Origin of the sequence: Candidatus Pantoea deserta (assembly GCF_003813865.1) — a bacterium.
Taxonomy (GTDB): domain Bacteria; phylum Pseudomonadota; class Gammaproteobacteria; order Enterobacterales; family Enterobacteriaceae; genus Pantoea; species Pantoea deserta.
In genome coordinates this window covers 235,963-261,687 of sequence record NZ_RMVG01000004.1, presented here as the reverse complement: position 1 = coordinate 261,687, position 25,725 = coordinate 235,963, and the positions used below count along the sequence as shown (strand labels likewise).

The 25,725-nt window shown below is 58.3% G+C and carries 23 protein-coding genes; 6 read left to right on the top strand and 17 right to left on the bottom strand.

The window, feature by feature from the left end:
* The first annotated feature begins 249 nt into the window (after positions 1-249).
* Complete coding sequence (locus tag BBB56_RS08745; protein ID WP_123800564.1) at positions 250-1,554, top strand: MFS family transporter; 1,305 nt, start codon at positions 250-252, stop codon at positions 1,552-1,554.
* A 110-nt stretch (positions 1,555-1,664) separates the two neighbouring features.
* On the opposite strand, the gene pssA is transcribed toward BBB56_RS08745, so the two are convergent.
* From pssA to trxC, 4 genes are all read right to left on the bottom strand, one after another.
* Positions 1,665-3,020 carry a CDP-diacylglycerol--serine O-phosphatidyltransferase gene (gene pssA, locus BBB56_RS08740; RefSeq protein ID WP_123800563.1) on the bottom strand — a complete coding sequence of 452 codons (1,356 nt, stop codon included), beginning with the start codon at positions 3,018-3,020 and terminating at the stop codon, positions 1,665-1,667.
* 117 nt (positions 3,021-3,137) lie between these two features.
* Positions 3,138-5,795 (bottom strand): bifunctional acetate--CoA ligase family protein/GNAT family N-acetyltransferase, encoded by a 2,658-nt coding sequence (locus tag BBB56_RS08735; protein ID WP_123800562.1) that lies wholly within the window; start codon positions 5,793-5,795, stop codon positions 3,138-3,140.
* A gap of 136 nt (positions 5,796-5,931) precedes the next feature.
* Positions 5,932-6,630, bottom strand: a complete 699-nt coding sequence (locus BBB56_RS08730) for a tRNA-uridine aminocarboxypropyltransferase (protein WP_123800561.1) — start codon at positions 6,628-6,630, stop codon at positions 5,932-5,934.
* A 120-nt stretch (positions 6,631-6,750) separates the two neighbouring features.
* Positions 6,751-7,170 carry a thioredoxin TrxC gene (gene trxC, locus BBB56_RS08725; RefSeq protein WP_123800560.1) on the bottom strand — a complete coding sequence of 140 codons (420 nt, stop codon included), beginning with the start codon at positions 7,168-7,170 and terminating at the stop codon, positions 6,751-6,753.
* Between the two features lie 160 nt (positions 7,171-7,330).
* Between trxC and BBB56_RS08720 the strand changes: the two genes are divergently transcribed.
* Positions 7,331-8,437 carry a tRNA/rRNA methyltransferase gene (locus tag BBB56_RS08720; RefSeq protein ID WP_123800559.1) on the top strand — a complete coding sequence of 369 codons (1,107 nt, stop codon included), beginning with the start codon at positions 7,331-7,333 and terminating at the stop codon, positions 8,435-8,437.
* Positions 8,438-8,475: 38 nt separating this feature from the next.
* Here BBB56_RS08720 and emrB read toward each other — a convergent pair whose 3' ends face one another.
* The 12 genes from emrB to BBB56_RS08660 form a co-directional block, all read right to left on the bottom strand.
* Positions 8,476-10,011, bottom strand: coding sequence for a multidrug efflux MFS transporter permease subunit EmrB (gene emrB / locus BBB56_RS08715; RefSeq protein ID WP_123800558.1), 1,536 nt, complete (start codon positions 10,009-10,011; stop codon positions 8,476-8,478).
* A gap of 16 nt (positions 10,012-10,027) precedes the next feature.
* Positions 10,028-11,200 (bottom strand): multidrug efflux MFS transporter periplasmic adaptor subunit EmrA, encoded by a 1,173-nt coding sequence (gene emrA / locus BBB56_RS08710; protein ID WP_123800557.1) that lies wholly within the window; start codon positions 11,198-11,200, stop codon positions 10,028-10,030.
* Between the two features lie 147 nt (positions 11,201-11,347).
* The gene (gene mprA / locus BBB56_RS08705) at positions 11,348-11,878 is read right to left on the bottom strand and encodes a transcriptional repressor MprA (protein ID WP_123800556.1); all 531 of its coding nucleotides are present in this window, start codon (positions 11,876-11,878) and stop codon (positions 11,348-11,350) included.
* A gap of 295 nt (positions 11,879-12,173) precedes the next feature.
* Positions 12,174-13,382, bottom strand: coding sequence for an MFS transporter (locus BBB56_RS08700; protein ID WP_123800555.1), 1,209 nt, complete (start codon positions 13,380-13,382; stop codon positions 12,174-12,176).
* 145 nt (positions 13,383-13,527) lie between these two features.
* Positions 13,528-14,526, bottom strand: coding sequence for a glycine betaine/L-proline ABC transporter substrate-binding protein ProX (gene proX / locus BBB56_RS08695; protein WP_123800554.1), 999 nt, complete (start codon positions 14,524-14,526; stop codon positions 13,528-13,530).
* A gap of 58 nt (positions 14,527-14,584) precedes the next feature.
* Positions 14,585-15,748 carry a glycine betaine/L-proline ABC transporter permease ProW gene (gene proW / locus BBB56_RS08690; protein WP_123800553.1) on the bottom strand — a complete coding sequence of 388 codons (1,164 nt, stop codon included), beginning with the start codon at positions 15,746-15,748 and terminating at the stop codon, positions 14,585-14,587.
* Positions 15,745-16,941: a glycine betaine/L-proline ABC transporter ATP-binding protein ProV gene (gene proV, locus BBB56_RS08685; RefSeq protein ID WP_123800552.1), complete on the bottom strand. Its 1,197-nt coding sequence runs from the start codon at positions 16,939-16,941 to the stop codon at positions 15,745-15,747. Before proV ends, proW begins: the two co-directional genes overlap by 4 nt.
* Positions 16,942-17,324: 383 nt before the next feature.
* Positions 17,325-18,284: a class 1b ribonucleoside-diphosphate reductase subunit beta gene (gene nrdF, locus BBB56_RS08680; protein WP_123800551.1), complete on the bottom strand. Its 960-nt coding sequence runs from the start codon at positions 18,282-18,284 to the stop codon at positions 17,325-17,327.
* An 8-nt stretch (positions 18,285-18,292) separates the two neighbouring features.
* Positions 18,293-20,431 (bottom strand): class 1b ribonucleoside-diphosphate reductase subunit alpha, encoded by a 2,139-nt coding sequence (gene nrdE, locus BBB56_RS08675; RefSeq protein ID WP_123800550.1) that lies wholly within the window; start codon positions 20,429-20,431, stop codon positions 18,293-18,295.
* On the bottom strand, positions 20,401-20,814 hold the full coding sequence (gene nrdI / locus BBB56_RS08670) for a class Ib ribonucleoside-diphosphate reductase assembly flavoprotein NrdI (RefSeq protein WP_123800549.1): 414 nt from the start codon (positions 20,812-20,814) through the stop codon (positions 20,401-20,403). Before nrdI ends, nrdE begins: the two co-directional genes overlap by 31 nt.
* A 4-nt stretch (positions 20,815-20,818) precedes the next feature.
* Entirely contained in the window at positions 20,819-21,061 is a 243-nt protein-coding gene (locus BBB56_RS08665; protein ID WP_123800548.1) for a redoxin NrdH, read from the bottom strand.
* 312 nt (positions 21,062-21,373) lie between these two features.
* Positions 21,374-21,691 carry a DUF883 family protein gene (locus BBB56_RS08660; RefSeq protein WP_123800547.1) on the bottom strand — a complete coding sequence of 106 codons (318 nt, stop codon included), beginning with the start codon at positions 21,689-21,691 and terminating at the stop codon, positions 21,374-21,376.
* 153 nt (positions 21,692-21,844) lie between these two features.
* On the opposite strand from BBB56_RS08660, the gene BBB56_RS08655 reads away from it, so the two are divergent.
* From BBB56_RS08655 to BBB56_RS08640, 4 genes are all read left to right on the top strand, one after another.
* Positions 21,845-22,180 (top strand): DUF2002 family protein, encoded by a 336-nt coding sequence (locus BBB56_RS08655; RefSeq protein ID WP_123800546.1) that lies wholly within the window; start codon positions 21,845-21,847, stop codon positions 22,178-22,180.
* Between the two features lie 134 nt (positions 22,181-22,314).
* A complete protein-coding gene (gene mmuP, locus BBB56_RS08650; protein ID WP_123800545.1) occupies positions 22,315-23,721 on the top strand; it encodes an S-methylmethionine permease in 1,407 nt (468 codons plus the stop codon).
* A complete protein-coding gene (gene mmuM, locus BBB56_RS08645) occupies positions 23,711-24,646 on the top strand; it encodes a homocysteine S-methyltransferase (RefSeq protein ID WP_123800579.1) in 936 nt (311 codons plus the stop codon). Before mmuP ends, mmuM begins: the two co-directional genes overlap by 11 nt.
* An 85-nt stretch (positions 24,647-24,731) precedes the next feature.
* Positions 24,732-25,151, top strand: coding sequence for a peptidase associated/transthyretin-like domain-containing protein (locus BBB56_RS08640; protein WP_123800544.1), 420 nt, complete (start codon positions 24,732-24,734; stop codon positions 25,149-25,151).
* Positions 25,152-25,157: 6 nt separating this feature from the next.
* Here the strand turns inward: BBB56_RS08640 and speG are convergent, their stop codons facing one another.
* Positions 25,158-25,703 (bottom strand): spermidine N1-acetyltransferase, encoded by a 546-nt coding sequence (gene speG / locus BBB56_RS08635; RefSeq protein ID WP_033791956.1) that lies wholly within the window; start codon positions 25,701-25,703, stop codon positions 25,158-25,160.
* Positions 25,704-25,725: the final 22 nt, after the last annotated feature.

Sequence of the window (25,725 nt, the reverse complement as noted above, 5' to 3'; positions counted from 1 at the left end):
CGAAGAAGCCCTCTGCGCAAGCAGGGGGCTTTTTTACGTCTGCTTATCGCGCAGCCCTGGCCCGACGGCCGGGGCTTTTTGCGTTCTGCGGGCGGCAAAACTAAACCCGCCTGATTACACGCGTTACACCTAAACCTCTTCTACGTCACATTTACTGCACCACAAGCGCGATAACGTTCCGTTGTCACCCATGAAATGCTTTACTCACTGTTTTAACGCGGCTTATCAGCAAGGAACTTGAGGTAACGCATGGCAGAAATAAACAATCAGTCAACTCAGCGCGCAGAAGAGCACGGCATTAACAAGAAACGCGTCTGGGCAATTGTCGGGGCTTCATCAGGCAATCTGGTCGAATGGTTCGACTTTTACGTCTACTCCTTCTTCTCACTCTATTTCGCTCATATCTTTTTCCCGAAAGGGGACACCACCACGCAGCTGCTGCAAACCGCAGGCGTATTCGCCGCCGGATTTCTGATGCGTCCTATTGGCGGCTGGCTGTTCGGTTACATCGGCGATCGTCACGGACGCAAAAAATCGATGCTGATCTCGGTTTGCATGATGTGTTTCGGATCGCTGGTGATAGCCTGCCTGCCCGGCTACGCCAGTATTGGTATTGCAGCGCCTGCCATCCTGCTGCTGGCGCGCATGTTTCAGGGGCTGTCGGTGGGCGGAGAGTACGGCACCAGCGCCACCTACATGAGCGAAGTCGCGCTGGAAGGACGTAAAGGGTTCTACGCCTCTTTTCAGTACGTGACCCTGATTGGCGGCCAGCTACTGGCGGTATTAACGGTTGTTGTTCTGCAATTCATTCTCAGCGACGAGGAGCTGCGCAGCTGGGGCTGGCGCATTCCTTTCTTCCTCGGCGCGATACTGGCCGTGGTCGCGCTCTGGCTGCGTCGCTCTCTTAACGAGACGTCGGACAAAAAAAGCCGTCAGCACAAAGATGCCGGCAGTATTTCCGGCCTGCTGCGTAACCATACGCGCGCTTTTCTGATGGTGCTGGGCTTTACCGCAGGCGGTTCGCTCAGCTTTTATACCTTTACGACCTACATGCAAAAGTATCTGGTGAACACCGCGGGTATGGATGCGAAAAGCGCCAGCGGACTGATGACCGGGGCGCTGCTGGTTTTTATGCTGATCCAGCCTGTCATCGGCGCGCTTTCCGATAAAATCGGTCGGCGAGGATCTATGTTGATCTTTGGCGCGGGCGCGGCGATCTGCACCGTTCCGATCCTGACCGCGCTACAGAATGTGCAAAGCCCGACACTCGCTTTCGGTCTGATTATGCTGGCGCTGCTGATTACCAGCTTCTATACCGCCATTAGCGGGATCCTTAAAGCAGAGATGTTCCCGCCGGAAGTCCGCGCGCTGGGTGTCGGGCTCTCCTATGCGGTCGCTAATGCTATCTTTGGCGGTTCGGCAGAATATGTCGCGCTTTTGCTGAAGCAGCAGGGGGTAGAGACAACCTTTTTCTGGTATGTGTCGGCGATGGGCGCGCTGGCGTTTCTGGTATCACTGCTGCTACACAAGCGCGGCAAAGGAATTAAGCTGTAATCTGTTACGGGCTGAAGTTCTGACCGCTCAGCCCGTCATCGCGGTGAGTCTGACAGGCCGACCGCCAGAGCGCGCCGTTGACGGGCCTGCTCGGCGTGTCGGTCGGCGCATCACAGAATACGGCTAATCAGGCGGTCGATACGAATACGCCGCAGACGGCGAATAAGCTTACGGACTTTCGCCGGATAGTCGGCGATGCTTTCCAGCTCGCGGAAATGTTTCACCACCTGAGTATGCGTGCGAATCAGCGTCAGCTCTTTATCGCGCTGCTCGGCCAGCTGTTGCAGCGGGTCGTGGATCAGCACCGCATTTTCCAGATCGAGACGCCAGGCGCGCGGATTGAGGTTGTTGCCCGTAATCAGCGTCCACTCGTCATCCACCCAAATCCCTTTCAGATGGTAGCTGTTCTCGCCATCTTTCCACAGGCGCACCGCCAGCTGTCCGTTATCCACGTAATATTGCAGGCGGCTGAGGAAGCGGCGCAGGTTAATTTCATACAGATAGGGCAGCGCGCTGATAATTTTAAACGGCTGATCGGGCGGAATATAGAAGTCGTTCGCGGTCTTGTCGCCTACGATGATCTCGACCTCTTTGCCTTCACGCAGCAGATGAATAATGCTGCGCACCAGAATCGCCGGCAGATTAAAATAGGGCGTGCAGATGGTCAGCTTTTGCTCGGTGCACGGCATCAGATGGAAAATCGTTTTGTTGAGCAGGCTGCGTTTGCCCAGCCCAACCAGCGGCGTAACCGTCAGCTCCTCGTTATGACCATTCCCTTCGAACTGGTAGTTAAACCCGCGCAGATCCTGACGGAACTGGCGCGTTTCATTTTTGATTTCGGGACTGGAGGGACGCTCTTCGCGATCGAGACGGTTCACGGCTTCTGACTGCTTCAGATTGACGTTAATCCACTCAACCATGGTGTCGGCCAGCTGCGCGTTGCGGATCAGCTGATAGCGATCGTAACGGTATCTGTCGTGCTGATGCAGGTAAACATCGTTAATGCTGGCGCCGGTATACAGCAGCGTATCATCAATAATCGAGCCTTTGAGATGCAATACGCCGAGCGCCTCGCGCGTATTCACCGGAATACCGTAGACCGGAATGGCAATATCCGCATGCTGCGTCGCCATCTCACAATACCAGTCGGCGTTGGTCACGCCGCGCGCCGCGCCGATACGTCCGCGCTGGGCGCGATGCCAGTCGACGAGGATACTGATGTCCAGCGTCGGGCGGGCGCGTTTCGCGGCGTAAAGCGCATCCATCACCATGCGGCCTGCGTCGTCGTTTTCCATATAGAGGGCGACAATACAGATGCGGTGCTGCGCCGCCGCAATTTTTTCCAGCAGCGTGCGCCGAAAATCGGCCGGCGAGTAAAGTGTCGACACATCCGCAGCGGACTGTGACAGTTTCGGCAACTGTGCGAGGTGTTGTTGATGCTTATTGCGTTTAAATTTAGACAGCATCGCAGTGCGCTTCTTCTCGGTTCATTGCATGGCCTTTTGCCATCAAATCAGGGTCATAACGGTAAATAATAACATCAACCTGCTGCGGTCGGCCATTTTTTACCTTTCTGTACAAGGTTAGCTGATGTCCCTGTGTAAGGGTAAATTCAGGCTGACAATGCCCTCATCCAGCTGTACATCCACGCGGAAGCCCAGCTTGCGCGCCAGCGTAATCATGCCGCGGTTGTGCGGCATGGTGATGCCGTTTAGCTGCTGCAAGCCATGATCGCGCGTATAGCGGATCATCTTTTCCAGCAGACGCCGCCCCATGCCCAGCCCTTTGAGGTCGGAGCGTACCAGCACCGAAAACTCGGCGTCGATATTGTCTGCATCGGAAATAGCGCGCGTGACGCCGATAATCTCGTCCACGCCTTGCTGCTGACGAACCGCGACAATGGCCATCTCGCGGTCATAATCGATCTGCGTCATATTGGCGAGATCTTCATGGGTAAACTCATTGATCTCGCTGAAATAGCGATAGTAGAGATCTTCTTTGGTGACCTGAGCGATAAAATCACGCAGCAGCGGCTCATCTTCCGGCAGGATAGGGCGGAACAGGCAGGGCTGTCCGTCTTTTAACATCACCGGCTCCTCCAGATGCTGAGGATAAGGGCGTATCGCCAGACGCGCTTCGTTATCGCCGTTAAAGGCTCCCAGTTCCAGCGTGACATCAAGCAGGGTAAACTCGCTGCCTGCCGCCAGCAGCGGATGCATGTCGAGCCGCTGAATTTCCGGGCAGTCCACCACCAGGTTAGAGACCTGCACCAGCAGCTGGCTGAGGGCGGAAATATCCAGCGCCTGCAATCCTCCCCGGCTGCGAATTTTGCCGCTCTTGATGGCCTGAATCACCAGATAGCGGGCCAGCGTCATATTAAGCGGCGGCAGCGCCACCGCTGCCTGCTTGTCCGCCTGCCATTCAATGCCGCCCTCGCCAAGCAAAATGATGGGACCGAACAGCGCATCCTGCTGTACCACCACGCGTAATTCCTGCGCTCCGGCGCGGCTGGCCATGCTCTGCACCAGCAGGCCGTCAATGCGCGCCTGCGGCAGCGTCTGTCTGACGCGGTCAATAATGGCTTCAGCCGCCTGCTGCACCTCAGCCGCGGTGCGCAGATAGAGCATCACCCCCTGCACTTCGGATTTATGCGCAATATCGGGCGAGCGCAGCTTGAGCGCGACGGGGTAGCCGATGCGCTCGGCAATAGCCACAGCCTGCTGGCTGTTGCTGGCGATCCAGGTCGGCAGCGTGGCCAGACCGTACGCCTCTAACACCGGCTGCACTTCGTGGGTATCCAGCGTCGTCACGCCCCTGGCTAACGCCTGGGAGAGCAGCTGATGCGCCTGCGCGCTGTCCTGCGTCAGGCTGGCGGGCAGCGCCGGGGTCTCGCGCAGCTGCTTCTGGTTACGACGGTACTCAACCTGATGCATAAACGCCGTCACGGTGCCCTCTGGCGTGCGCCAGGTGGGAATGCCCGCCTGAGTAAAGGCTCGCCGCGCCGCCTGAGAGGAAAACTCGCCGCACCAGTTGGTTAACAGCGTGACCTGTTTGCCGCGCGGATGAGCGACGACGGCCTGGATAATCTGTTCTGCCGACTCAGTGGCAGGAGCCACCGCGCTGGGGGCATGAATAATCATCAGCGCATCCAGCTCGTGACTGGCGAGCAAAATGTTCAGACAGTCGACGTAGCGCTGCGGCGTCGCATCATCTTTCAGATCAAGCGGATTGCCGCGCCCGATGCCTGCGGGCAGCACCGCGGCCAGCGCAGCCAGCGTGTCGTCGCTCAGCGAGGCAAGCTTGCCGCTGCGCGCATAGAGTTCGTCTAAAGCCAGCGCGGCGGGCGCGGCGCCGTTACTGACGATCATCAGCCGTTCGCCGCGCAGCGGGCGCATATGGCTAAGCGACTCCACGGCGGTAAACAGCTCATGGGTATCCTGCACGCGCAGCAGTCCGGCGCGCTGAATCGCCGCGTCCCAGGCGGCATCAAGCCCGCTGTGGGTGCCCAGCAGCGCCTGCGCCTGATGGCTGCGGCCGCTTTTGATCACCAGTATCGGTTTATTGCGCGAGGCGCTGCGCGAGGCGGAAACAAAGCGTCGGGCGTCGCTGAGATGCTCCAGATAGAGCAAAATGGCGCTGGTTTTGCCGTCGCGCGCCAGAAAATCGAGCAGATCGTCAACGTCGGTATCCAGGCTATCGCCCAGCGCGATAAACCAGGAGAAGCCCAGATTGCGCTGCTGCGCCCAGTCAAGAATGGTATTGGAGACCGCCGCCGACTGCGAGATAAAGGCGATGCGTCCTTTTTCGATGGGAACCGGCGAGAAGCTGGCGTTCAGCCCCTGCCACGGCGCCAGCAACCCCAGGCTGTTAGGACCGAGCAGCCGAATTTGCCACTGCGCGGCGCAGGTTTTTAGCTCTTCGAGCTGACTGGCGGGAGCAGAAAGAATAATGCAGGCTTTACACCCTTTTTCGCCCAGCTGTTGCAGCAGTTCAAGGTTACGCTTCGCATGGGTACAGATCACCGCCAGATCGGGGGCAAAAGGGAGGCTGTCGATAGTTGGCCAGGCCAGTACGCCGCTGACCGCTTTGTATTTGGGGGTGACCGGCAGCACCGGGCCGCTAAAGCCGCCTGCCAGCAAATTGCGCATCATAAAATGACCGGCCCGCCCCGGCCTGACCGAGGCGCCAATCACCGCAATAGATTTAGGCCGTAACAGCGCTTCCAGTCCGCGTTGGCTCATCCCGTTCTCCTGAAGTCGACTGGCGTGAGTGTAATCGCTTTTTCATCGCTTTGCCGGTTCGGCGATCGCAGGCTGAGAAGGCCGCACGCATTTTTACCTGCGGGCGGCCAGAACAACCCGGCCGCCGCACAGGCGGTCAGAGTTCGTCGGCAGGCGCATGTTGATGGACGGGATGATGCGGCTTACCGGCCAGATAGGCGTGGCGGAAATACTCAAAATGCAGCTGCAACGCCTGCGCCGCCGCCGTATCCCCGGCCTGCTCCAGCAGCGCAGCGGCGACCTCGGCGGTACAGTGCTGGCCTTCGCCGTGAGCTTCGCGCAGCGTATAGCGCGACGGCGAGGTAACGTTCAGCGACATAACCGGCAGCGCGTCGAGCCAGGGGCTTTTGCGGAACATCTTGCGCGCCTCTGTCCAGGTGCCGTCGAGCATAATAAACAGCGGCGGCTTGCCGCTCAGCGGCGGCGCGGTCAGCACCTCCCGGCCCGCATCGGCATAGGAGGCGGGAAAGACCACCATCGGCTGATAGTCAGGGTGCGCCACCGCGCTCAGCAGCGCCGGATCGGGCTGGGTACGCGACCAGCCGAACGCCTCAGTAGGCGGTAAAATATCGGCGATCAGACGGCCGGTATTGCTGGGCTTCATTGGCTCGGTATCAAACATCACCAGGCAAAAACGACTGCGCGCCGTCTGCGGCTGAATGGTGGCGCACAGGCAATTTTTCTGCGGCAACAGGCAGCGCTGGCAGCGCAGCACGCGATTGCCTCTGGCAAGAAAAGGGCGGGTGGCGCGGGCGAGTCGTTGCGCACGCAGGCGCAGAACAGCGTTATCAGTCATGGTTCAGCGGGAAAATTAAAACGTCAGTGTAATCGAAGCGCGCCGGAAAAGAAAAAGGCCAGCATGGCTGGCCTGAAGTCTTACCGGTGAGGTGAACCGGCGTATGCGCCTGAATAAAGCCTACAGCGATTCATCCAGCCATTCGTTAAAGGGCGCTTTCGGCATCGCGCCGTTCAGCATATCCACCAGCTCGCCTTTACGGAAGATCATAATGGTGGGAATGCTGCGGATGCGAAAGCGTGCGCTCAGGGCGGATTCCGCTTCGGTATTGACCTTAACGAAACGCACCTGGCCGCTACGCTCCTGCGCGACCTCTTTAAACACAGGCGCGAAATTAACGCAGGGACCGCACCAGGGCGCCCAGAAGTCCACCACCACCGGCAGATCGTCTTGCAGATATTTGTCCAGGGTGTCGGCGGTAGCGTTAGCCACTTCGCCGTTAAACAGTTCGCTGCCGCAGCGACCGCATTTTGCTCCATCGGCGACGCGCTCTTGCGGAACGCGATTGGTCGCCTGACAGGAGGCACATACCGTATTCATAGAGACCTCTAAGGGTTTGCAGGTGTCAGTCTTGTAAATATTGTCCATTATGAGAAGGTTGCGAACAGCCCTCAAACTGGATTGTCCAATAGGTTCAATAGTTGATAGCTAAGCGCTACCACATCAGGTAATCTTCGCGCTCTCAATGCAGGAGGAACAGATGAACGACGAATTTAAAGGCAAAAGTGGCAAGGTAAAAGTGATGTACGTGCGAGATGAGGGCGAGTCAGGCTCCCGCGCGCCGAATCCGCGTACCGGTAAAGGAGGTGGCCGCCCAGCCCGTCAGGAAGATTCGCGTCGTTCCTCTGGCCGTCGTAATGAGCAGGAAGATTCTCGCCGCGCCACAGGCGGCCGCCGTAATGAAGAGGGTGCTGGCCGCAAGTCGCGCAGCGACGAAGGCAGCCGCAAACCGCGCGGCGACGAGTCGTTTTCACCCTGGCGTACCGTGTCGCGCCCGCCGAGCGAGCGCGCCGCGGCTGAAGAAAATCCGGCCGAGCAGAGTGGCAAAGTCACTATCGATCCGGAAGTGATCCGCCGTCAGCGTCAGGAAGAGACGCGCGTGTATGGCGAGAACGCCTGTCAGGCCCTGTTCCAGAGTCGTCCGGAAGCGATCGTGCGCGCCTGGTTCGTCCAGAGCGTCACGCCGCGCTTCCGTGACGCGCTGCGCTGGCTGGCGGCGAACCGCAAAGCCTATCATGTAGTGGACGATGCCGAACTGGCCAAAGCCTCCGGCACGGAGCATCACGGCGGCGTCTGCTTTATTATCAAAAAGCGCATGGGCATGGCCGTCAGCGAATGGCTGCGTCAGGCGGGCGAGAAAGATTGCGTGCTGGCGCTGGAAGACGTCAGCAACCCGCACAACCTGGGCGGCATTATGCGCAGCTGCGCGCACTTCGGCGTTAAAGGTCTGCTGGTGAATGACGCCTCGCTGCTGGAGTCCGGCGCGGCGGTACGCACCGCGGAAGGCGGTGCAGAGCATGTCCAGGCGATTAGCGGCGAAAGCTTTGCAGCCGGTCTGGAAGCCTTCCGTAAGGCGGGCTATACCATCGTCACCACCTCCAGCCATCAGGGCACGCCGCTGGCGAAAGCCGAGCTGCCGGCGAAGATGGTGCTGGTGCTGGGCCAGGAGCGCGAAGGGCTGTCAGACAGCGCGTTCCAGCAGGGCGACATTAGCCTGTCGATTGGCGGCACCGGCAACGTGGAGAGCCTTAACGTCTCGGTGGCGACCGGCATTCTGCTTGCCGAATGGTGGCGTCAGAACGCATAAAAAAACGGGCCGCAAGGCCCGTTTTTGTTTCTGACATATTAGTGCGCGCCGCCGCCGCCGCTGCCCGATCCAAACGGCGGGCGGGCAAACCAGATGAGCACCAGCAGAATCAAAAACACCCCAGCCGACGCCCAGAAGATCTCATTGGCGGAGATAATTAATCCCTGATTGGTAATCTGCTGCGCGATATAGGCTGAGGCCTGCTGGTGGGAGAGGCCCATGCCCTCCAGCTGCTGATACATCTGCTGCGCATTGGGATTATAGGGCGTAATCGACTCGGTAAAGGTGCTGTGATGCATCGATTCCCGATTGGTCCACAGCGTGGTGGTAATCGAGGTGCCAATCGACCCCGCCAGCGTGCGCACAAAATTCGACAGGCTCGACGCCGCCGCCAGCCGCTCCGGCGCCAGCCCGGAGAGAGTAATGGTGGTCAGCGGCATAAAGAAGCAGGCGACGGCAAAGCCCTGAATAAACTGCGGCCACGCTGACGCGCCGAAGTCCATTGACGGCTCGAAGGTATAGGCGCGCCAGTAGAAGCAGATGGCATACATAATAAAGCTAAAGGTCACCAGCCGCCGCATATCCAGCTTGTGGGCGAAGCGGCCGATAATGGGCGACAGAATAACCGGAATAATCCCCACCGGCGCAGAGGCCAGACCCGCCCAGGTCGCCGTATAGCCGTAAACCTCCTGCAACAGCTGCGGCAACAGCACAATAGAGCCGAAGTAGAGCATGTAGGCGAGGCTGATAGAGAGGCAGCCGATGGTGAAATTGCGCGATTTAAACAGCGCCAGATCGACGATCGGGTGGTCGTCTGTCAGCTCCCACACCAGCAGCACCGCCAGCGATATCACGGCGACCACCGTCAGCACGATAATTTCGGTGGAGTTAAACCAGTCAAGCTCTTTACCGCGATCCAGCATGACCTGAAGACAGCCGATGCCGACAACCAGCAGCACCAGTCCGACCACGTCGATAGGGCGGATCTCGGTGCGGGTTTCCCGCCCGCGCAGCGTCTGTAGCGTCAGCATCACCACCACCGCGCCGATCGGCACGTTAATAAAGAAGATCCAGCCCCAGTGGTAGTTATCGCTAATCCAGCCGCCAAGAATCGGGCCGCAGATAGGCGCGACGATCACGGTCATCGCCCACAGCGAGAGGGCGATGCTGCGTTTCGCCGGCGGATAGTTGCTGAGCAGCAGACTCTGCGACAGCGGAATCAGCGGACCGGCCACTACCCCCTGGATAATGCGGAAAAAGATCAGCATCTCCAGACTTTCCGACATGCCGCACGCCCATGAGGCGAGCGCAAACAGAATCGTCGCCCAGGTAAACAGCTTTACCTCGCCGATGCGCTTCGCCAGCCATCCGGTAATCGGAATGGAGATCGCGTTCGCCACGCCGAACGAGGTAATGACCCAGGTGCCCTGCGAGTTGGACGCGCCCAGATTGCCTGCAATGGTGGGGATCGCCACGTTGGCAATGGTCGAGTCCAGCACCTGCATAAAGGTCGCCAATGAGAGCGCAATGGTCATTAAGACCAGCGGCGCGCCTTCTAGCGGTTTTTGTGCCATAACAACCTCCGCGTCATCATCCGGCGTTGGCGCGAACGATGTCAGCGATCAGCTGATTCACCGGGGCCAGGTCAATCGCCAGCGCATTACTGCTGTAGGCGGCCTGCTGGCGAACGCTGGTGGCGAGCGCGCTGCCGTTTTTATCCGTGGTATCGACTTTTACCAGCGTCGACAGCCCAATACGCAGCGGATGCTTAGCGATGTCGTCCTGGTTCAGCTCGATACGCACCGGCAGGCGCTGAACGACTTTGATCCAGTTGCCGGTCGCATTCTGGGCAGGCAGCAGCGAGAAGGCGCTGCCGGTGCCCATATCCAGACCTACCACTTTGCCGTGGTAAACCACATCGTCGCCGTAAATATCGGCCACCACCGTTGCCGACTGGCCGATGCGCACGCCTGCCAGCTGCGTCTCTTTGAAGTTGGCGTCGATCCACAGGTTGGTTGCGGGAACCACGGCCATCAGCGCGGTGCCGGTATCAATTTGCGAGCCGACCTGCACGCTGCGGCGCGAAACATAGCCGTCCATTGGGCTGCGAATATCGGTGCGTTGCAGCGCCAGCCAGGCGTCGCGCAGCTCAGCCGCGCTCTGCTGCACCGCAGGTTGATTCTCCAGCGAGGTATTAAGGATCATCGCCTGATTGGCGTTGTACTGCTGGATAGCCACGTCAAGCTGCGCTTTGGCGGTAGCGACCGCGTCGCGTGCGTGCTGCAACTCTTCGCGACCAATCAGGTTAGAGGCGCCCAGCGGCTCGCGACGTTTCAGATCGGCTTCCGCCTGCGCCAGCGCCGTCTGTTGCAGCGTGATACTGGCCTGATACTGTCTGCCGTTGATCATCAGCTGATGGGTCTGACGAACGCTGGTGGCCAGCGCGGTCTGGGCTTTCTTAAAGGCCTGTTCGGCGTCGGTTTTATCCAGCGAAACCAGCACGTCGCCTTTTTTCACAAAATCGGTATCGTCAAACCACACCTTATTGACGCTGCCGGAAACCTGCGCCATAACCTGCACCTGATTCCCGGCCACATAGGCATCGTCAGTCTCCTGGAAGTGACGCAGCACTAAAAACCAGTAAACGCCCCATGCGATGCCTGCCAGCACAAAAAGCAGCGCCAGCGCCAGCAACACTTTTTTGCGCGTTTTCTTTTTATTAGCTGGCTGCTGCGGACTTTGCGCCTCTGCCGTTGCACTCATGTTGTTCTCCACCTGATTCATATAGTCGGGGCGCAAACATCCTTTTCACGTAGCCCAGGTCGAAAAAAGCCAGCGACAGAGCGCTGGCCGGATAAAAGGGGATTAAAATAACGGTTTCGACAGGTGATTGTGTCGCAGTTCTTGCTATTAGCGAGAGAGGGAGGCGATGACCTGATCTTCGTCCATTTTGTCGAGACGATTGAGCAACTTACGCGTGATGCCTTCCAGCTGCGATTTTTCGTCGCTGGAGAGAGAAGACCAGAGGTATTGCAGGCTCTGATGCTGCGGCGGCAGCAGCTGACGCAGAAACTCATTCCCTTTGTCGGTCAGATGCAGATGAAGGCAGCGACGATCGTTGTCGCTCTCACGGCGCTCGATCCAGCCGCGTTTCTCCAGCTCATCCGCGATACGAGTCGCGTTGGTGCGCGACGAACCCAGCGCGGCGCTCAGCTCAGAGGGCTGGATGCTCTGATTTTCCTGCGCGTCCAGCGTGATCAGCGCCATGAATAAGGTTTCGTTAATTCCCTGCGCCTTTAACATCTTGTTGCGGTTTTCCAGCAGCTTTCCCTGCATGTGCATGCACAGACGCGTCAGAATGATTTCGTGCAGCGGGAAATCTTTATGGCGATTTGCGCGGATGTTAAGCATCTGTTCAATGGGAGTAAACGAACTTTCCATTATAAAAAAACCTCACTAGTTGCAACTAATATAGTAACGATGGTGACAGATTGAGCGTAGCGATTTTTACTCCGCGCGATTGTTCAGAAGATCACACTGTCGTCATCAGGTGTTTCCAGGTCAATCCGTAACCCTGGGCACAAAACCCTCGCCCTTTGCCGTTCAGATTTGCAGCAGGCGTTATCAATAAAACAGAAACTTTTTGTTTGCTAAATAATTTCGCAAGAAAAAATAACTATTGTGAATAGATTTATTGCTAACCATACCAAAACTAACCATTAGTGACCAGAGTCAGTCACAATTTAACGGTCTTATTTACATTCCCCTGAGGCGCTTCGAAGCGATAGCCGCGCCACCAAATCAGCAGGTTGAGCAAGGTCATCGCCACGCCTGCGGCGCAGACGCCGTACCAGCCGGCGATGTGATAGGCGTTAGCGGAGAGAATGGAACCGAAGGCGCCGCCGATAAAGTAACTGGTCATATAGCCTGCGGTCAGACGGTTACGCGCTTCGGGCATCTGGCTGTAAATCACGCTCTGATTGGTGATATGGACGCCCTGAACCGCAAGGTCGAGCAGCAGAATACCGATAATCAGCGCCAGCAATGAGTGCGCGCCCAGCGCCGTCATGCCCCAGGAGGCCAGCATAATCAGCAGCCCCAGGGTTGTCGTCACCCTGGCTTTGCCTTTATCCGCCAGTGAACCGGCCTGGCGCGCGGCCAGCGCGCCCGCGGCGCCCACCAGGCCCAGCAGGCCGATTTCGCCTTCGGAATAGTTGTAAGGCGGCGAGGCGAGCAGGAAGGCCATTGAGGTCCAGAGTACGCTGAAGTTAGCGAATGAGAGGCAGCCGGCCCAGGCGCGGGTGCGGATAACGCGATTCGCCTTATAAAGCTGAAAAATCGATCCCAGCAGCTGCGGATAGTTAAGCGAGACCGACTGTTTGACGCGCGGCAAATAGCGCCACAGCGCCAGCGCCATCAGCACCATTAACAGGCTGGCCGTCCAGTAGACGGTGCGCCAGCCGCCCAGCTGCGCCAGCGCCCCGGCGACGGTGCGCGCCAGCAGAATGCCAAGCAGCAGGCCGCTCATCACTGTGCCGACGATTTTGCCGCGTTTTTCCGGCGCGGCCAGCGTGGCGGCCAGCGGCACCAGAATTTGCGCCACCACGGAAAACAAGCCGGTCAGTACGGTGCCGAGCAGCAGCAGCGCAAAGGAAGAGGAGGTAGCGGTAATCACCATGCCGCCCGCGGCCAGCAGGCTCATGCAGACGATCAGCGCCCGACGCTCAAGCATATCGCCAAGGGGAACCAGCAGCAGCAAACCGCAGGCATAGCCAAGCTGAGCGGTGGTAACGATAAATCCCGCCAGGCTAACGGAAAGGCCGAAATCGTTGGCGACGGTATGCAGGAGCGGCTGGACATAGTAGTTGCTGGCCACGGAAAGACCGGTGGCGACAGACATCAGCAACACCAGCGCAGGCGTCAGGACATGGCGGTTATCAGTCATTTATATCAGGCAGGCGATAATAATCATAATCAGGTAATAATAACCTAAAAAATTATTTCCTTTATGCGTTAATTAACAGGACGTACCAGTCGATTCGTAGATAAGCGAAGGGGCAGAGAGTTCTGCCCCGTAAGTGAGTGGTTACTTACTTTGCAGCCGCAAGGGCATCCTGTACCCACTTGTCGAACTGCTGCTGGTGCGCCTTGATCCAGCCATCGACGTGACGATTAATATCCGCTTCTGATGCCTGACCGGCATGCATGGCCGCGTTTTCCGCGTTGATGTCGGTAATAGGCAGCTTCATCTCAGCAAACAGCTTCGCCGCCGCCGGGTTCTGCTCTGCCCAGGCCTTGTTCGCGACAATATGCATGGTATTGACCGGGAAACCATAGTTCGCGCCGTTAGGCAGTTTCGTGTCAACCTTGCTCTGCGCGCCCGGCAGCGAGGAGAAGGGCACCTGCAACCACACTACGTCGCGACCCGGCTTCAGCACGTCGCTCAGCCAGTAGGGCGTCCAGGTATAGTAAAGAATCGGCTTACCCTGCTTAAAGCGCGCCAGCGTATCGGCCACCATCGCGGCATAGTTGCCCATATTGGCGGTCACGGTGTCGCTCAGACCGAAAGCCGTATTCTGATGGTTAATCACCGCTTCGCAGCCCCAGCCGGGCGTACAGCCGGTCATATCGGCTTTGCCGTCGCCATTGCTGTCGAACAGCTGCGCGATTTTGGGATCTTTTAGCTGCTCAATATTGGTGATGTGATACTGCTCGGCGGTTTTCTTGTCGATGAGATAACCCTGCGCCGCGCCGGAGACATAGGTGCCTTCACGGTAAAACTTCTTGTCGCCGCCGGCGGCGTTGTACATATCGTCGTGCAGCGGCTGCCAGTTGGTGGCGACAAAGGTAAGGTCGCCGGAGGCGATAGAGGTATAGGCCACGTTGTAATCAATCTCGCTCGGCTTTTCTACCGTGTAGCCCAGTTTTTCCAGCGCGCGGCCCACCAGCAGCGTCTGAAAACCTTCTTCGGCAATGGTGCTTTGCGCGGGCTTAACCGTGATGCCTTTACCCGGCAGATCGGCGGCGGAGACCTGAGCGACAGCGAGCGTGGTCAACACGGCGGCGAGGAGAGGTGCGGTCTTGCGCATACTTATTCCTTATTGTCGGTGTTGCGAGGCGGGCAGCCGTGAGGGGCTGCCCGAAAAATCAGGCTTTACGGAAAGGGCGCGTCAGCAGGCCGATCGGGCCGGTATGGCTCCAGTGACGGCTGCCGCGGCTACGGCCATCGCGGCCCACAGACTGGGTTAAACGGTCGAGAATAATGGCGAGGATCACGATGCCGACGCCGCCAACCGTGGCAAGTCCCATATCGAGGCGGCCAATGCCGCGCAGCACCATCTGACCCAGTCCGCCCACGGCGATCATTGAGGCAATCACCACCATCGACAGCGCCAGCATCAGCGTCTGGTTAACCCCCGCCATAATGGTCGGCATTGCCAGCGGGAGCTGCACTTTGAACAGCATCTGGCGCGGGCTGGCGCCAAAGGATTCGCTGGCCTCAATCAGATCGGCGGGTACCTGCTTAATGCCGAGAATGGTCAGACGCACCATCGGCGGCAGGGCGAAGATAATAGTCACCACCACGCCGGGGACGTTACCGATGCCGAACAGCATAACGATCGGCACCAGATAGACGAAGGCCGGGGTCGTCTGCATCGCATCCAGCAGCGGCCGAACGATACGGCCCGCGCGTTCGCTGCGCGCCAGCCAGATGCCCAGCGGCAGCCCGATAACGATACAGAACAGCAGGGCGGTCAGCACCAGCGCCAGCGTCACCATCGCCTGCGACCAGGCGCCAATCGCGCCGATCAGCACCAGCGAGACCAGCGTCGCCAGGCCCATCGCCGGACTGGCGATCTGCCAGGCGATCAGGGCAAACACCACGATCGCCACCGGCGCGGGCAGGCTTTGCAGCAGTTGCTGAAATGCGCTGAGGATATAGTCTACCGGTACGCGAACGCCCTGAAACACCGGACGAAAATGGCTGACCACCCAGTCGATCCCTTCTGTCACCCAGCTATCCAGCGGGATCAGGGTCTTATGAAAGGGATCGAGCAGCGAGAAGTGTTCCGGCTGGGGCGCAGGCGCGCTGTTCAGCCAGTCGCTGCTGCTGACGGCGCTGCTGGCGGCGTCATGCGCGCCGCCGCCGTCCGGCGTGCCCCAGGCGTCAGCGCCGCTGCTGGCTGGCGTGCTGCTTTGCGTTGCGCTATCCGCCGCGCCTGACCAGGGATCGCTGGCTGTCTGGGCGGCATCGGCAGCCTGCGGCGCGGCGCCTGCGCTGTCCCACGGATTACTGTTTTGTGCACTCATGATGACGCTCCCTCACGATCTAAGGCGCGTAATAACATGCCTTTGGAAATAATACCTACATACTGATTTTCGTCTCCCACCACAGGCACTGCGCAGGGCGCGTGCGCGACGTGGCTCAGCAGATCGTTCAGGGAGGTATCGGAGGGAACGGCGGCTGGCGTCTCAAGCAGAGCGCTCTCCAGCCCTTCGCCCGCGGCCAGCGCGGTTTTCAGCGAATCGGTCGAGACCACGCCGACAAACCTTTGCTTTTCCAGCACGTAGCCAAATTCGCGGTCTTCGTCCTGCAACAGCTTGATGGCTGAGCGCGGGCCAAAGCCGGGCGCTTTACGGATTAGCGCGCCGGCGCTGCGGCGCGCTATATCTTTGGCGCTAAAGACATGACTAATATCGACGCCGCGGAAAAAGGTGCGCACATAGTCGTTGGCCGGGTTATTGAGAATTTCGTCCGGCGTGCCAACCTGCACCACTTCGCCGCCCTGCATAATGGCAATGCGATCGCCGATGCGCATCGCCTCATCGAGATCGTGGGAAATAAAAATAATGGTGCGCTGATGTTTTGCCTGTAGCTTGACCAGCTCATCCTGCATTTCGGTGCGGATCAGCGGGTCGAGCGCGGAAAACGCCTCGTCCATAAGTAATATATCGGGATTAATAGCCAGCGCGCGCGCTAATCCAACACGCTGGCGCATACCGCCAGAGAGTTCATCAGGATAAGCGTGAGCGTAATTTTCCAGACCGACCTGGCGCAGCGCATCCAGCGCTTTTTCCTGACGCTCTGCCAGCGGAACGCCTGCTAATTCCATGCCGAAGGCGGTGTTATTTAGCACGCTCATATGCGGCATCAGCGCAAATGACTGAAATACCATGCTGATTTTATTTCTGCGCACCTCGCGCAGTTCGCTGTCGGATATTTTCGCAATATCGACGCCGTCAATGATGACCTGGCCTCGTGTCGGCTCTATCAGACGATTGAGAAGGCGAACCATGGTGGATTTTCCGGAGCCGGAGAGTCCCATGATGACGAAGATCTCGCCTTCTTCAATGGCCAGACTGGCGTTTTTGACGCCCAGCGACAATCCGGTTTTCGCCAGTATTGTCTCTTTGCTTTCCCCTTTCTCAATATATTTAAATGCGCGATCGGGATTTTCCCCGAATATTTTATAAAGGTTTTTTACTTCAAGTTTAATTGCCATTCAGTAATAAAATCCTGTTAAAATTATCTGGCGTTCAGCTTTCCTGGTTAAATTTAAGCGGTGGATACCGTAACATACTGACAATATCTGACAACCCTGAATGCAGATATTCATGGCGGGGAGGAGGGTGAGTGTGGCGAAATTCCCATAGCCTGCAAGGGATAAGCGGCAAATAATTTTTTGCTGACGCGACCTGAAATCTTGCCGATTTGACGCTTCAGGCGTCCGAATTGACAGAAAACGGCAGGGCGGAATGGCGGGATTTCAGCGCAAAAGACCGGGAATAAACAGGAAATAAAAAAGAGGTTTTGCGCTAAATAGCGGGCGGCAAAGGCGGCAGGGAAATAAAAGTATCGGACCGCGACGGGTCCGATACGGGAGAGTTAAAAGTCCCAGTCTTCGTCTTCGGTTTCTACCGCTGTTCCCATTACATAGGAGGAGCCGGAGCCAGAGAAAAAGTCATGGTTTTCGTCAGCGTTAGGAGAGAGCGCGGCGAGGATAGCCGGATTCACCGTGGTAAGCTCTGCCGGAAACAGCGCTTCATACCCCAGATTCATCAGCGCCTTGTTGGCGTTGTAGTGCAAAAAGGTTTTCACCTCCTCCGCCCAGCCAACCTCGCCGTACAGCGCTTCGGTATAGACCACTTCATTTTCATACAGCGCCAGCAGCAGATCATACGCAAACTGCTGTAGCTCATCTTTCCGCGCCTCATCGGCCTGTTCCAGCGCTTTCTGAAACTTGTAGCCGATGTAGTAGCCGTGCACCGCCTCATCGCGAATGATCAGCCGGATCAGGTCGGCGGTGTTGGTCAGCTTGCCGCGGCTGGACCAGTACATCGGCAGCCAGAAGCCGGAGTAGAAGAGAAAAGATTCAAGAAACACGCTGGCGATCTTTTTCTTCAGCGGGTCATCGGCGCGGTAGTGCTCCAGAATAATACGCGCCTTGTTTTGCAGCGCGTCATTCTCTTCACTCCACTGGTAGGCGGCATCGACATCGCTGGTGTTACACAGCGTGGAAAAGATAGAGCTGTAGGAGCGGGCGTGCACCGCCTCCATAAAGCTGATATTCGACAGTACCGCCTCTTCATGCGGCGTCAGCGCATCCGGCATCAGACCCGGCGCGCCGATCACGTTCTGAATGGTGTCGAGCAGCGTCAGCCCGGTAAAGACGCGGATGGTCAGCTGCTGCTGCTGTTTGTCCAGCGTCTGCCAGGCAGGCAGATCGTTAGAGAGTGGGACTTTTTCCGGCAGCCAGAAGTTGCTGGTCAGACGGTTCCACACTTCAAGATCTTTCTCGTCCTGAAGACAGTTCCAGTTTATGGCCTGAATTGAGTGTAATCGCATAGTTTTCATCACAGGGCGCAGGAAACGCAGCCCTGCACCTCTGTGCCCTGTAGCGCCATCTGGCGCAGTCGAATGTAATAAAGCGTTTTGATGCCTTTTTTCCAGGCATAAATTTGCGCTTTGTTGATGTCGCGGGTGGTGACGTCGTCGCGGAAAAACAGCGTCAGCGACAGCCCCTGATCGACGTGCTGCGTCGCTTCGGCGTAGGTGTCGATAATCGCTTCCGGACCGATCTGATACGCATCCTGATAGAGCGCCAGGTTCTCATTGGTCATAAAGGGAGCCGGATAGTAAACGCGTCCGGTTTTACCCTCTTTGCGGATCTCGATGCGCGACACGATCGGGTGAATGCTCGACGTCGCGTGGTTGATATAGGAGATCGAGCCGGTCGGCGGAATCGCCTGAAGATTCTGGTTATAGAGACCGTGCTGCTGCACCGCTTCGCGCAGCGCCAGCCAGTCGGCGCGCGTCGGCAGCGCAATACCGGCCTCGGCGAACAGCTGCGCCACGCGCTCGGTGCGCGGCAGCCAGTCGCGCTCGATATATTTATCGAAGTATGCGCCGCTGGCATAGGTCGAGCGTTCGAAGCCGTCGAAGCGCTGACCGCGTTCGCGCGCCAGCTGATTTGAGGTGCGCAGCGCGTGCCAGGTGACGCAGTAAAAATAAAGGTTGGTGAAATCGAGCGCCTCCGGCGAGCCATAGGCGATGCCTTCCCGCGCCAGATAGCCGTGCAGGTTCATCTGACCGAGACCAATCGCATGAGAGCGCTGATTGCCTTCCGCCACGGACGGCACCGAGCCGATATGGCTCATATCGGACACCGCCGTCAGCGCGCGCACGGCAACCTCTACCGTTCGCGCCAGATCGCGCGAGTCCATGGCGTGCGCGATATTCAGCGAGCCGAGGTTACAGGAAATATCCTTGCCGATACGGCGATAGCTGAGGTCCTCGTTGAACTCGCTGGCGCTGTTGACCTGCAAAATCTCCGAGCAGAGGTTGCTCATGTTGATACGACCGGCGATGGGATTGCTGCGGTTCACGCTGTCTTCATACATGATGTAGGGATAGCCGGATTCGAACTGGATCTCCGCCAGCGTCTGAAAGAAGTCGCGCGGCTGGATCCAGCTTTTGCGGATGCGGTCGTCCGCCACCATCTCGTCATACTTCTCGCTGATGCTGATGTCGCCGAACGCCTGGCCGTAAATACGCTCTACGTCATAGGGGGAGAACAGCGCCATCTGGCGATTCTCTTTTGCCAGCCGGAAGGTGATGTCAGGGATCACCACGCCGAGCGACAGCGTTTTAATACGGATCTTCTCGTCGGCGTTTTCCCGCTTAGTGTCGAGGAAACGCAATATATCGGGATGGTGGGCGTTGAGCCACACCGCGCCCGCGCCCTGACGCGCGCCAAGCTGGTTGGCGTAGGAGAAGGCGTCTTCCAGCATCTTCATCACCGGAATCACGCCGGAAGACTGATTCTCAATGCGTTTAATCGGCGCGCCGTTTTCACGCAGGTTAGAGAGCAGAAACGCCACGCCGCCGCCGCGTTTCGAGAGCTGGAGCGCTGAATTTACCGCGCGGCCAATCGACTCCATATTGTCTTCGATGCGCAGCAGGAAGCAGGAGACCAGCTCGCCGCGCTGCTGTTTGCCGCAGTTCAGAAAGGTCGGGGTCGCAGGCTGGAAGCGACCGCTCAGCATCTCTTCCAGCAGCGAACGCGCCAGCGTCTCGCTGCCCTGCGCCAGTGTCAGCGCCACCATGCAGGCGCGCTGCTCGAAGGTCTCCAGATAGCGCTTGCCGTCGAAAGTTTTCAGCGTATAGCTGGTATAAAACTTCCACGCGCCCAGGAAGGTTTTAAACTCAAAGCCCCATGCCGCCGCCTCTTCGTGAAAGCGGCACAAAAAGTCGAAGTCATACTGATTCAGCACCGCGGCTTCGTAATAGCCCTCAGCGACCAGATAGCGCAGGCGCTCCGCCGCGCTGGCGAAGGACAGGGTATGAGGCTCGACGTGTTGCAGGAAAAACTGGCGGGTCGCTTCGCGATCTTTGCTGAACTGGATGCGGCCCTCGGCATCGTAAAGGTTCAGCATCGCGTTGAGCGCGTGATAGTCCAGCGCTACGCCATTGAGGGTGTCTGTAGTTGCCAAAACTGGGTTACTCCTGCTTTAACCGTGGCGATGTCTTCCGGCGTGCCCATTAGCTCAAAGCGGTAGAGCACGGGAACCTGGCATTTTTGCGCAATAATCTCTCCGGCCAGACAGTAGGCCTCGCCGAAGTTACGGTTGCCCGCTGCGATCACGCCGCGAATGCCGCGTCGGTTCGTTTCATCATTAAGAAAGTGAATTACCTGTCTGGGCACCGCGCCGCGGCTGCCGCCGCCGCCATAGCTGGGCACGACCAGAATATAGGGCTGGTGGTGATGCAGGCGCGCGGCAAGGTCCAGCGGAATGCGGCGCGCCGGCAGACCCAGCCGGGTAATAAACCGATGGGTGTTTTCCGACTGGCTGGAGAAGTAGACCAGTGGAAACATGGCGCTACGCTCCAGCCGCCGCCAGCTGGCGCAGCCCGGCAATCTTGTCGGGGCGGAAGCCGCTCCAGTGGTCGCCGCCGGCCATCACCACCGGCACCTGGCGATAGCCGAGGGATTTCAGGCTGTCGATGGCGTCTGGCTGCGCGTCGAGATTGATCAGCTGGTAGGCAATCCCCTGACGGTCGAGAGCGCTTTTAGTCGCGTTGCACTGGACACAGTTATTCCGGGTGTAAATAATAATGCTCATGATTCGTATTTCCCTTTGGTCATGGACAAGTCTTGTGCGAAGCGCTGGCGAATGTTGGCACTTTCCTGTTCGCTCGCGCTCGCCTCTTGTGTCTGGGTGATAAGGTGAATACTAGATATAGCGGTATTTAAATTCAAGCATACCAGATATAGGGGTTTTGCCACGGAAAGGGGGAAGAGGCGGCTGACGCCAGACGTCATGCGGGGTAGCGCGGCTGAACACAGCGGAAAAAAAATTTTGTAAAGACGATGGTTTAAAAAACAGGCAAAAAAAAGCCTCGCCGAGGCGAGGCTGATAGCAGCAGGCGGCAGGTTAGCGGCGACTTGTCAGCAGCGCGCCAAGGAACAGGCCTACCGCAGCGCCGATGCCGACGCCGTGCCAGGGTTTCTCCTGCACATAGGCGTGTACCTGCGAACCCGCATCGCGCGCCGCCTGAGACACGCGGTTATGGCCGCCGTTGAGTTTTGCGCGCGTCTGCTTCAGCAGCGCCTGCGCCTGACTGCGGGCAGAATCGACTTCATCTTTCGCTTCGCTGCCGTAGGATTTCAGTAGCGCTTCCAGCGAATCAGCGAGATCGTTTACATCCTGGTTCACATCAATGTCATCGTTTTTAGTGGTTCGATTAAACATTTTTTTCGCTCCCTTTGATTTTAAACGCAATACTCAGTGTAGACGATACGCGGATAAACGCATCGGCAAAGCCGGGGTTTAGGGAAATTCCGAAAGCCGCATGGCGGCGTGCTGTTGTAAGGTTGCGAGGCTTGAAAGAAGAGAGGAAAGAGCATGTATTTACGACCCGATGAGGTAGCGCGCGTTCTGGAAAAAGCGGGATTTGAAGTCGATGAAGTCACGCCTAAAGCTTACGGCTATCGCCGTGGCGAGAGCTATGTTTACGTTAACCGCGAAGCCCGTATGGGACGCACGGCGCTGGTAATCCATCCCACGCTGAAAGAGAAAAGTCAGCCGTTTGCCGAACCGGCGTCAGAAATGAAAACCTGCGATCACTACACGCGGTTTCCACTCTATCTGGCGGGCGAGTCGCAGGAGCATTACGGCATTCCCCACGGATTCAGTTCGCGCATTGCGCTGGAGCGCTATTTGCAAAGCGTCTTCGGCTGATCGCAGCCAGCCCCGTCAGCGCGGGGCACGGCGAGCTACTTACCAAATCCTTATCTTTTATCACGTTGCAATTCGCGCTGCCGACGGGTATAACCCTTGCGTATAGATGTTTAGACGTCCATACGGATAAAAAGATGAGTGAGCAGCAAAACCCGTCACGGGAACAATTTAAACGCACGATGAAGGCGCGTCATCTGGTGATGTTGTCGCTGGGCGGCGTCATCGGCACCGGCCTGTTTTTTAACACTGGCTATATCATTTCAACGACTGGCGCAGCGGGCACGCTGCTGGCCTACCTGATCGGCGCGCTGGTGGTCTGGCTGGTCATGGTCTGTCTGGGTGAGCTGTCGGTCGCAATGCCGGAGACCGGCGCGTTTCACGTTTACGCGGCGCGCTACATCAGTCCGGCAACGGGCTATACCGTCGCCTGGCTCTACTGGCTGACCTGGACAGTGGCGCTCGGCTCCAGCTTTACCGCGGCGGGCTTCTGTATGCAGTACTGGTTTCCGCAGGTGCCGGTGTGGATCTGGTGCCTGGTGTTCTGCGTCGCTATCTACCTGCTGAATATCATCTCCACGCGCTTTTTCGCCGAGGGCGAGTTCTGGTTTTCCCTGATCAAAGTCATCACTATCATCGCCTTTATCGTACTGGGCGCGGCGGCGATGTTTGGCTTTATTCCGCTAAAAGACGGCAGCGCCGCGCCGGGACTGAGTAACCTGACGCAGCACGGCTGGCTGCCGCACGGCGTTCTGCCGATCATTATGACCATGGTGGCGGTTAACTTCGCTTTCTCCGGCACTGAGCTGATCGGTATCGCCGCAGGCGAAACGGAAAATCCGCAAAAGGTCCTGCCGCTGGCGATCCGCACCACGGTGGCGCGCCTGATCATCTTCTTTGTGGGCACGGTTCTGGTTCTGGCGGCGCTGATTCCCATGGATCAGGCTGGCATCGTTAAAAGCCCCTTTGTGCTGGTATTTGAAAAGATCGGCATTCCCTGGGCGGCCGATGTGGTCAACTTCGTGATCCTCACGGCGATCCTGTCGGCGGCCAACTCCGGACTCTACGCCTCTGGCCGTATGCTCTGGTCGCTGGCGAATGAGAAAACGCTGCCTCGCTGCTTTGCCCGCGTCAATAAACGCGGCGTGCCGCAGCTGGCGATTACCGTCAGTATGCTGGGCGGGGTGCTGGCGCTGCTTTCCAGCGTGATTGCGCCTGACACCGTGTTCGTTGCGCTGTCGGCCATCTCCGGCTTTGCGGTGGTCGCGGTCTGGCTCAGCATCTGCGCGTCGCACTACCTGTTCCGTCGCCGTCATCTGGCGCAGGGCAGGGCGCTGAGCGAACTGGCTTATCGCGCCCCCTTCTACCCGCTGACGCCGATACTGGGCTTTGCGCTCTGCCTGCTGGCGTGCGTCGGGCTGGCGTTCGATCCGTCGCAGCGCATCGCGCTGTGGTGCGGTATTCCCTTTGTGTTGTTTTGCTATGCGGCTTACGCTGTCACCCATAAAAAAACGCAGGCTGAGGAGGCCAATGATGCAGCATAATCCCGTCGCGCAGGCGCTGGCCGAAAACGACATCCTGATTCTGGACGGCGCGCTGGCGACCGAGCTGGAAGCGCGCGGCTGCAATCTGGCCGACGCGCTCTGGTCCGCCAGGGTGCTGATGGAGGATCCTGAGCTGATCTATCAGGTGCATCGCGACTACTTCGCGGCAGGCGCGCGCGTCGCTATTACCGCCAGCTATCAGGCGACGCCGCAGGGGTTTGCGGCGCGCGGGCTGGATGAGGCGCAGTCACGGCAGCTTATTGCCCGCAGCGTAGAGCTGGCGCGGCGCGCGCGCGACGACTATCAGGCGACAGCCAGCAGCCAGGCCAGGCTGCTGGTGGCCGGTTCGGTGGGACCTTACGGCGCTTACCTCGCCAACGGCGCGGAGTATCGCGGCGACTATGCGCTGCCGCAGGAAGAGATGATGGCGTTTCACCGTCCGCGCGTGCAGACGCTGCTGGCGGCGGGCGCGGATCTGCTGGCGTGCGAAACGCTGCCCTCTTTTGCTGAAGCGCAGGCGCTGGCGGCGCTGCTGGCGGAATTTCCCGGCGCGCAGGCCTGGTTCTCCTTTACCCTGCGCGACGCCGGACATATCAGCGACGGCACGCCGCTGCGCGAGGTGGTGGCTTTTCTGCACGCGCAGCCGCAGGTCGTGGCGCTGGGCATCAACTGCATCGCGCTGGAACAGGTCACGCCAGCGCTGCAACAGTTAAGCGCGCTGACCAGCAAGCCGCTGGTGGTCTATCCCAACTCCGGCGAACAGTATGATGCGACGACAAAAACCTGGCACTCAGCGCCGTCGGGCTGCACGCTGCACGACAAACTGCCGGAGTGGCGCAACGCAGGCGCCAGACTGATTGGCGGCTGCTGCCGCACCACGCCGCAGGATATCGCGGCGATAGCGCACGGCTGTCAACCGCAATAAAGCGCAGAAAACAGGCGATGCTAAGCCGATTAACGGCGCAAGGGTGGTTTATACTGCCCTCCCTGACCCTTTTGCGGATCTTCCCATGAAACAGCGACTTCTAATCCTTGCCGCCGCGCTGCTGCTCAGCGGCTGTGCGACCATTGTCGGCTCGTCAACCCAGGCGGTGCGTATCGATTCGCAGCCGCAGGGCGCGCGCTTTACCGTACAGGATGAGAATGGGCGCCCGGTCGCAGAAGGCTTCACGCCGCAGACGGTTGAACTGGCGAAGTCCACGGGCCGCTATTTCGGCAAGAAGCGCTATCAGGTCATGCTGGAGAGTCCCGGCTATGTGCCGGTGACGCTGCCCATCGAAGGCCGGGCGAATCTGTGGTATCTGCTGGGCAATATCCCGCTGGGCGGTTTTCCCGGCTGGCTGCTGATCGATCCCTTTAACGGCGGGATGTACAACCTCTATCCGGAACATCCGCGCCCCTATATGAACCCGGTTGGCGCGCGCGGCTAAGAAAGATTACTGCGCGGTGGGCTTCACCATCGCGCCGCCTGAGCGGAACCTTTCCAGAAACTGATGCTGGAAAATGCACATGCGAATGGTGTTGCGGTACTCGCCGTTGATAAAGAACTCGTGCTTCAGCACGCCCTCGGTTTCAAAGCCCAGCTTGCTGTAGATATGGATCGCTTTCTCATTCTCCTGATCGACGATCAGGTAGAGCTTGTAAAGATTCAGCACTGAAAAACCATACTCCATCGCCAGCTTCGCCGCCTGGCTGGCCAGCCCTTTGCCCTGATGCGCCGGATCGATAATGATCTGAAACTCGGCGCGCCGATGCACATGGTTAATCTCGACCAGCTCGACCAGTCCGGCTTTCTGGCCGTCGTGTTCGACCACAAAGCGGCGTTCGCTCTGGTCGTGAATATGTTTGTTGTAGAGATCGGAGAGTTCAACAAAGGCTTCATACGGCTCTTCAAACCAGTAGCGCATGACGCTGGCGTTGTTATCCAGCTGATGGACAAAGTGGAGATCCTCCCGCTCCAGCGGGCGTAGCTTAACTGTCATAGTGACCTCTTTGCGGATAGAT

Coding starts and splice junctions, on each gene's coding strand:
- BBB56_RS08730 (WP_123800561.1), bottom strand. CDS start 6,630: ATGACTGATAACGCTGTTCTGCGCCTGCGTGCGCAACGACTCGCCCGC.
- nrdF (WP_123800551.1), bottom strand. CDS start 18,284: ATGCGATTACACTCAATTCAGGCCATAAACTGGAACTGTCTTCAGGAC.
- emrA (WP_123800557.1), bottom strand. CDS start 11,200: ATGAGTGCAACGGCAGAGGCGCAAAGTCCGCAGCAGCCAGCTAATAAA.
- BBB56_RS08665 (WP_123800548.1), bottom strand. CDS start 21,061: ATGAGCATTATTATTTACACCCGGAATAACTGTGTCCAGTGCAACGCG.
- speG (WP_033791956.1), bottom strand. CDS start 25,703: ATGACAGTTAAGCTACGCCCGCTGGAGCGGGAGGATCTCCACTTTGTC.
- mmuM (WP_123800579.1), top strand. CDS start 23,711: ATGCAGCATAATCCCGTCGCGCAGGCGCTGGCCGAAAACGACATCCTG.
- BBB56_RS08660 (WP_123800547.1), bottom strand. CDS start 21,691: ATGTTTAATCGAACCACTAAAAACGATGACATTGATGTGAACCAGGAT.
- mmuP (WP_123800545.1), top strand. CDS start 22,315: ATGAGTGAGCAGCAAAACCCGTCACGGGAACAATTTAAACGCACGATG.
- emrB (WP_123800558.1), bottom strand. CDS start 10,011: ATGGCACAAAAACCGCTAGAAGGCGCGCCGCTGGTCTTAATGACCATT.
- nrdI (WP_123800549.1), bottom strand. CDS start 20,814: ATGTTTCCACTGGTCTACTTCTCCAGCCAGTCGGAAAACACCCATCGG.
- BBB56_RS08655 (WP_123800546.1), top strand. CDS start 21,845: ATGTATTTACGACCCGATGAGGTAGCGCGCGTTCTGGAAAAAGCGGGA.
- BBB56_RS08720 (WP_123800559.1), top strand. CDS start 7,331: ATGAACGACGAATTTAAAGGCAAAAGTGGCAAGGTAAAAGTGATGTAC.
- mprA (WP_123800556.1), bottom strand. CDS start 11,878: ATGGAAAGTTCGTTTACTCCCATTGAACAGATGCTTAACATCCGCGCA.
- proX (WP_123800554.1), bottom strand. CDS start 14,526: ATGCGCAAGACCGCACCTCTCCTCGCCGCCGTGTTGACCACGCTCGCT.
- BBB56_RS08700 (WP_123800555.1), bottom strand. CDS start 13,382: ATGACTGATAACCGCCATGTCCTGACGCCTGCGCTGGTGTTGCTGATG.
- BBB56_RS08745 (WP_123800564.1), top strand. CDS start 250: ATGGCAGAAATAAACAATCAGTCAACTCAGCGCGCAGAAGAGCACGGC.
- BBB56_RS08735 (WP_123800562.1), bottom strand. CDS start 5,795: ATGAGCCAACGCGGACTGGAAGCGCTGTTACGGCCTAAATCTATTGCG.
- proV (WP_123800552.1), bottom strand. CDS start 16,941: ATGGCAATTAAACTTGAAGTAAAAAACCTTTATAAAATATTCGGGGAA.
- pssA (WP_123800563.1), bottom strand. CDS start 3,020: ATGCTGTCTAAATTTAAACGCAATAAGCATCAACAACACCTCGCACAG.
- trxC (WP_123800560.1), bottom strand. CDS start 7,170: ATGAATACGGTATGTGCCTCCTGTCAGGCGACCAATCGCGTTCCGCAA.
- BBB56_RS08640 (WP_123800544.1), top strand. CDS start 24,732: ATGAAACAGCGACTTCTAATCCTTGCCGCCGCGCTGCTGCTCAGCGGC.
- proW (WP_123800553.1), bottom strand. CDS start 15,748: ATGAGTGCACAAAACAGTAATCCGTGGGACAGCGCAGGCGCCGCGCCG.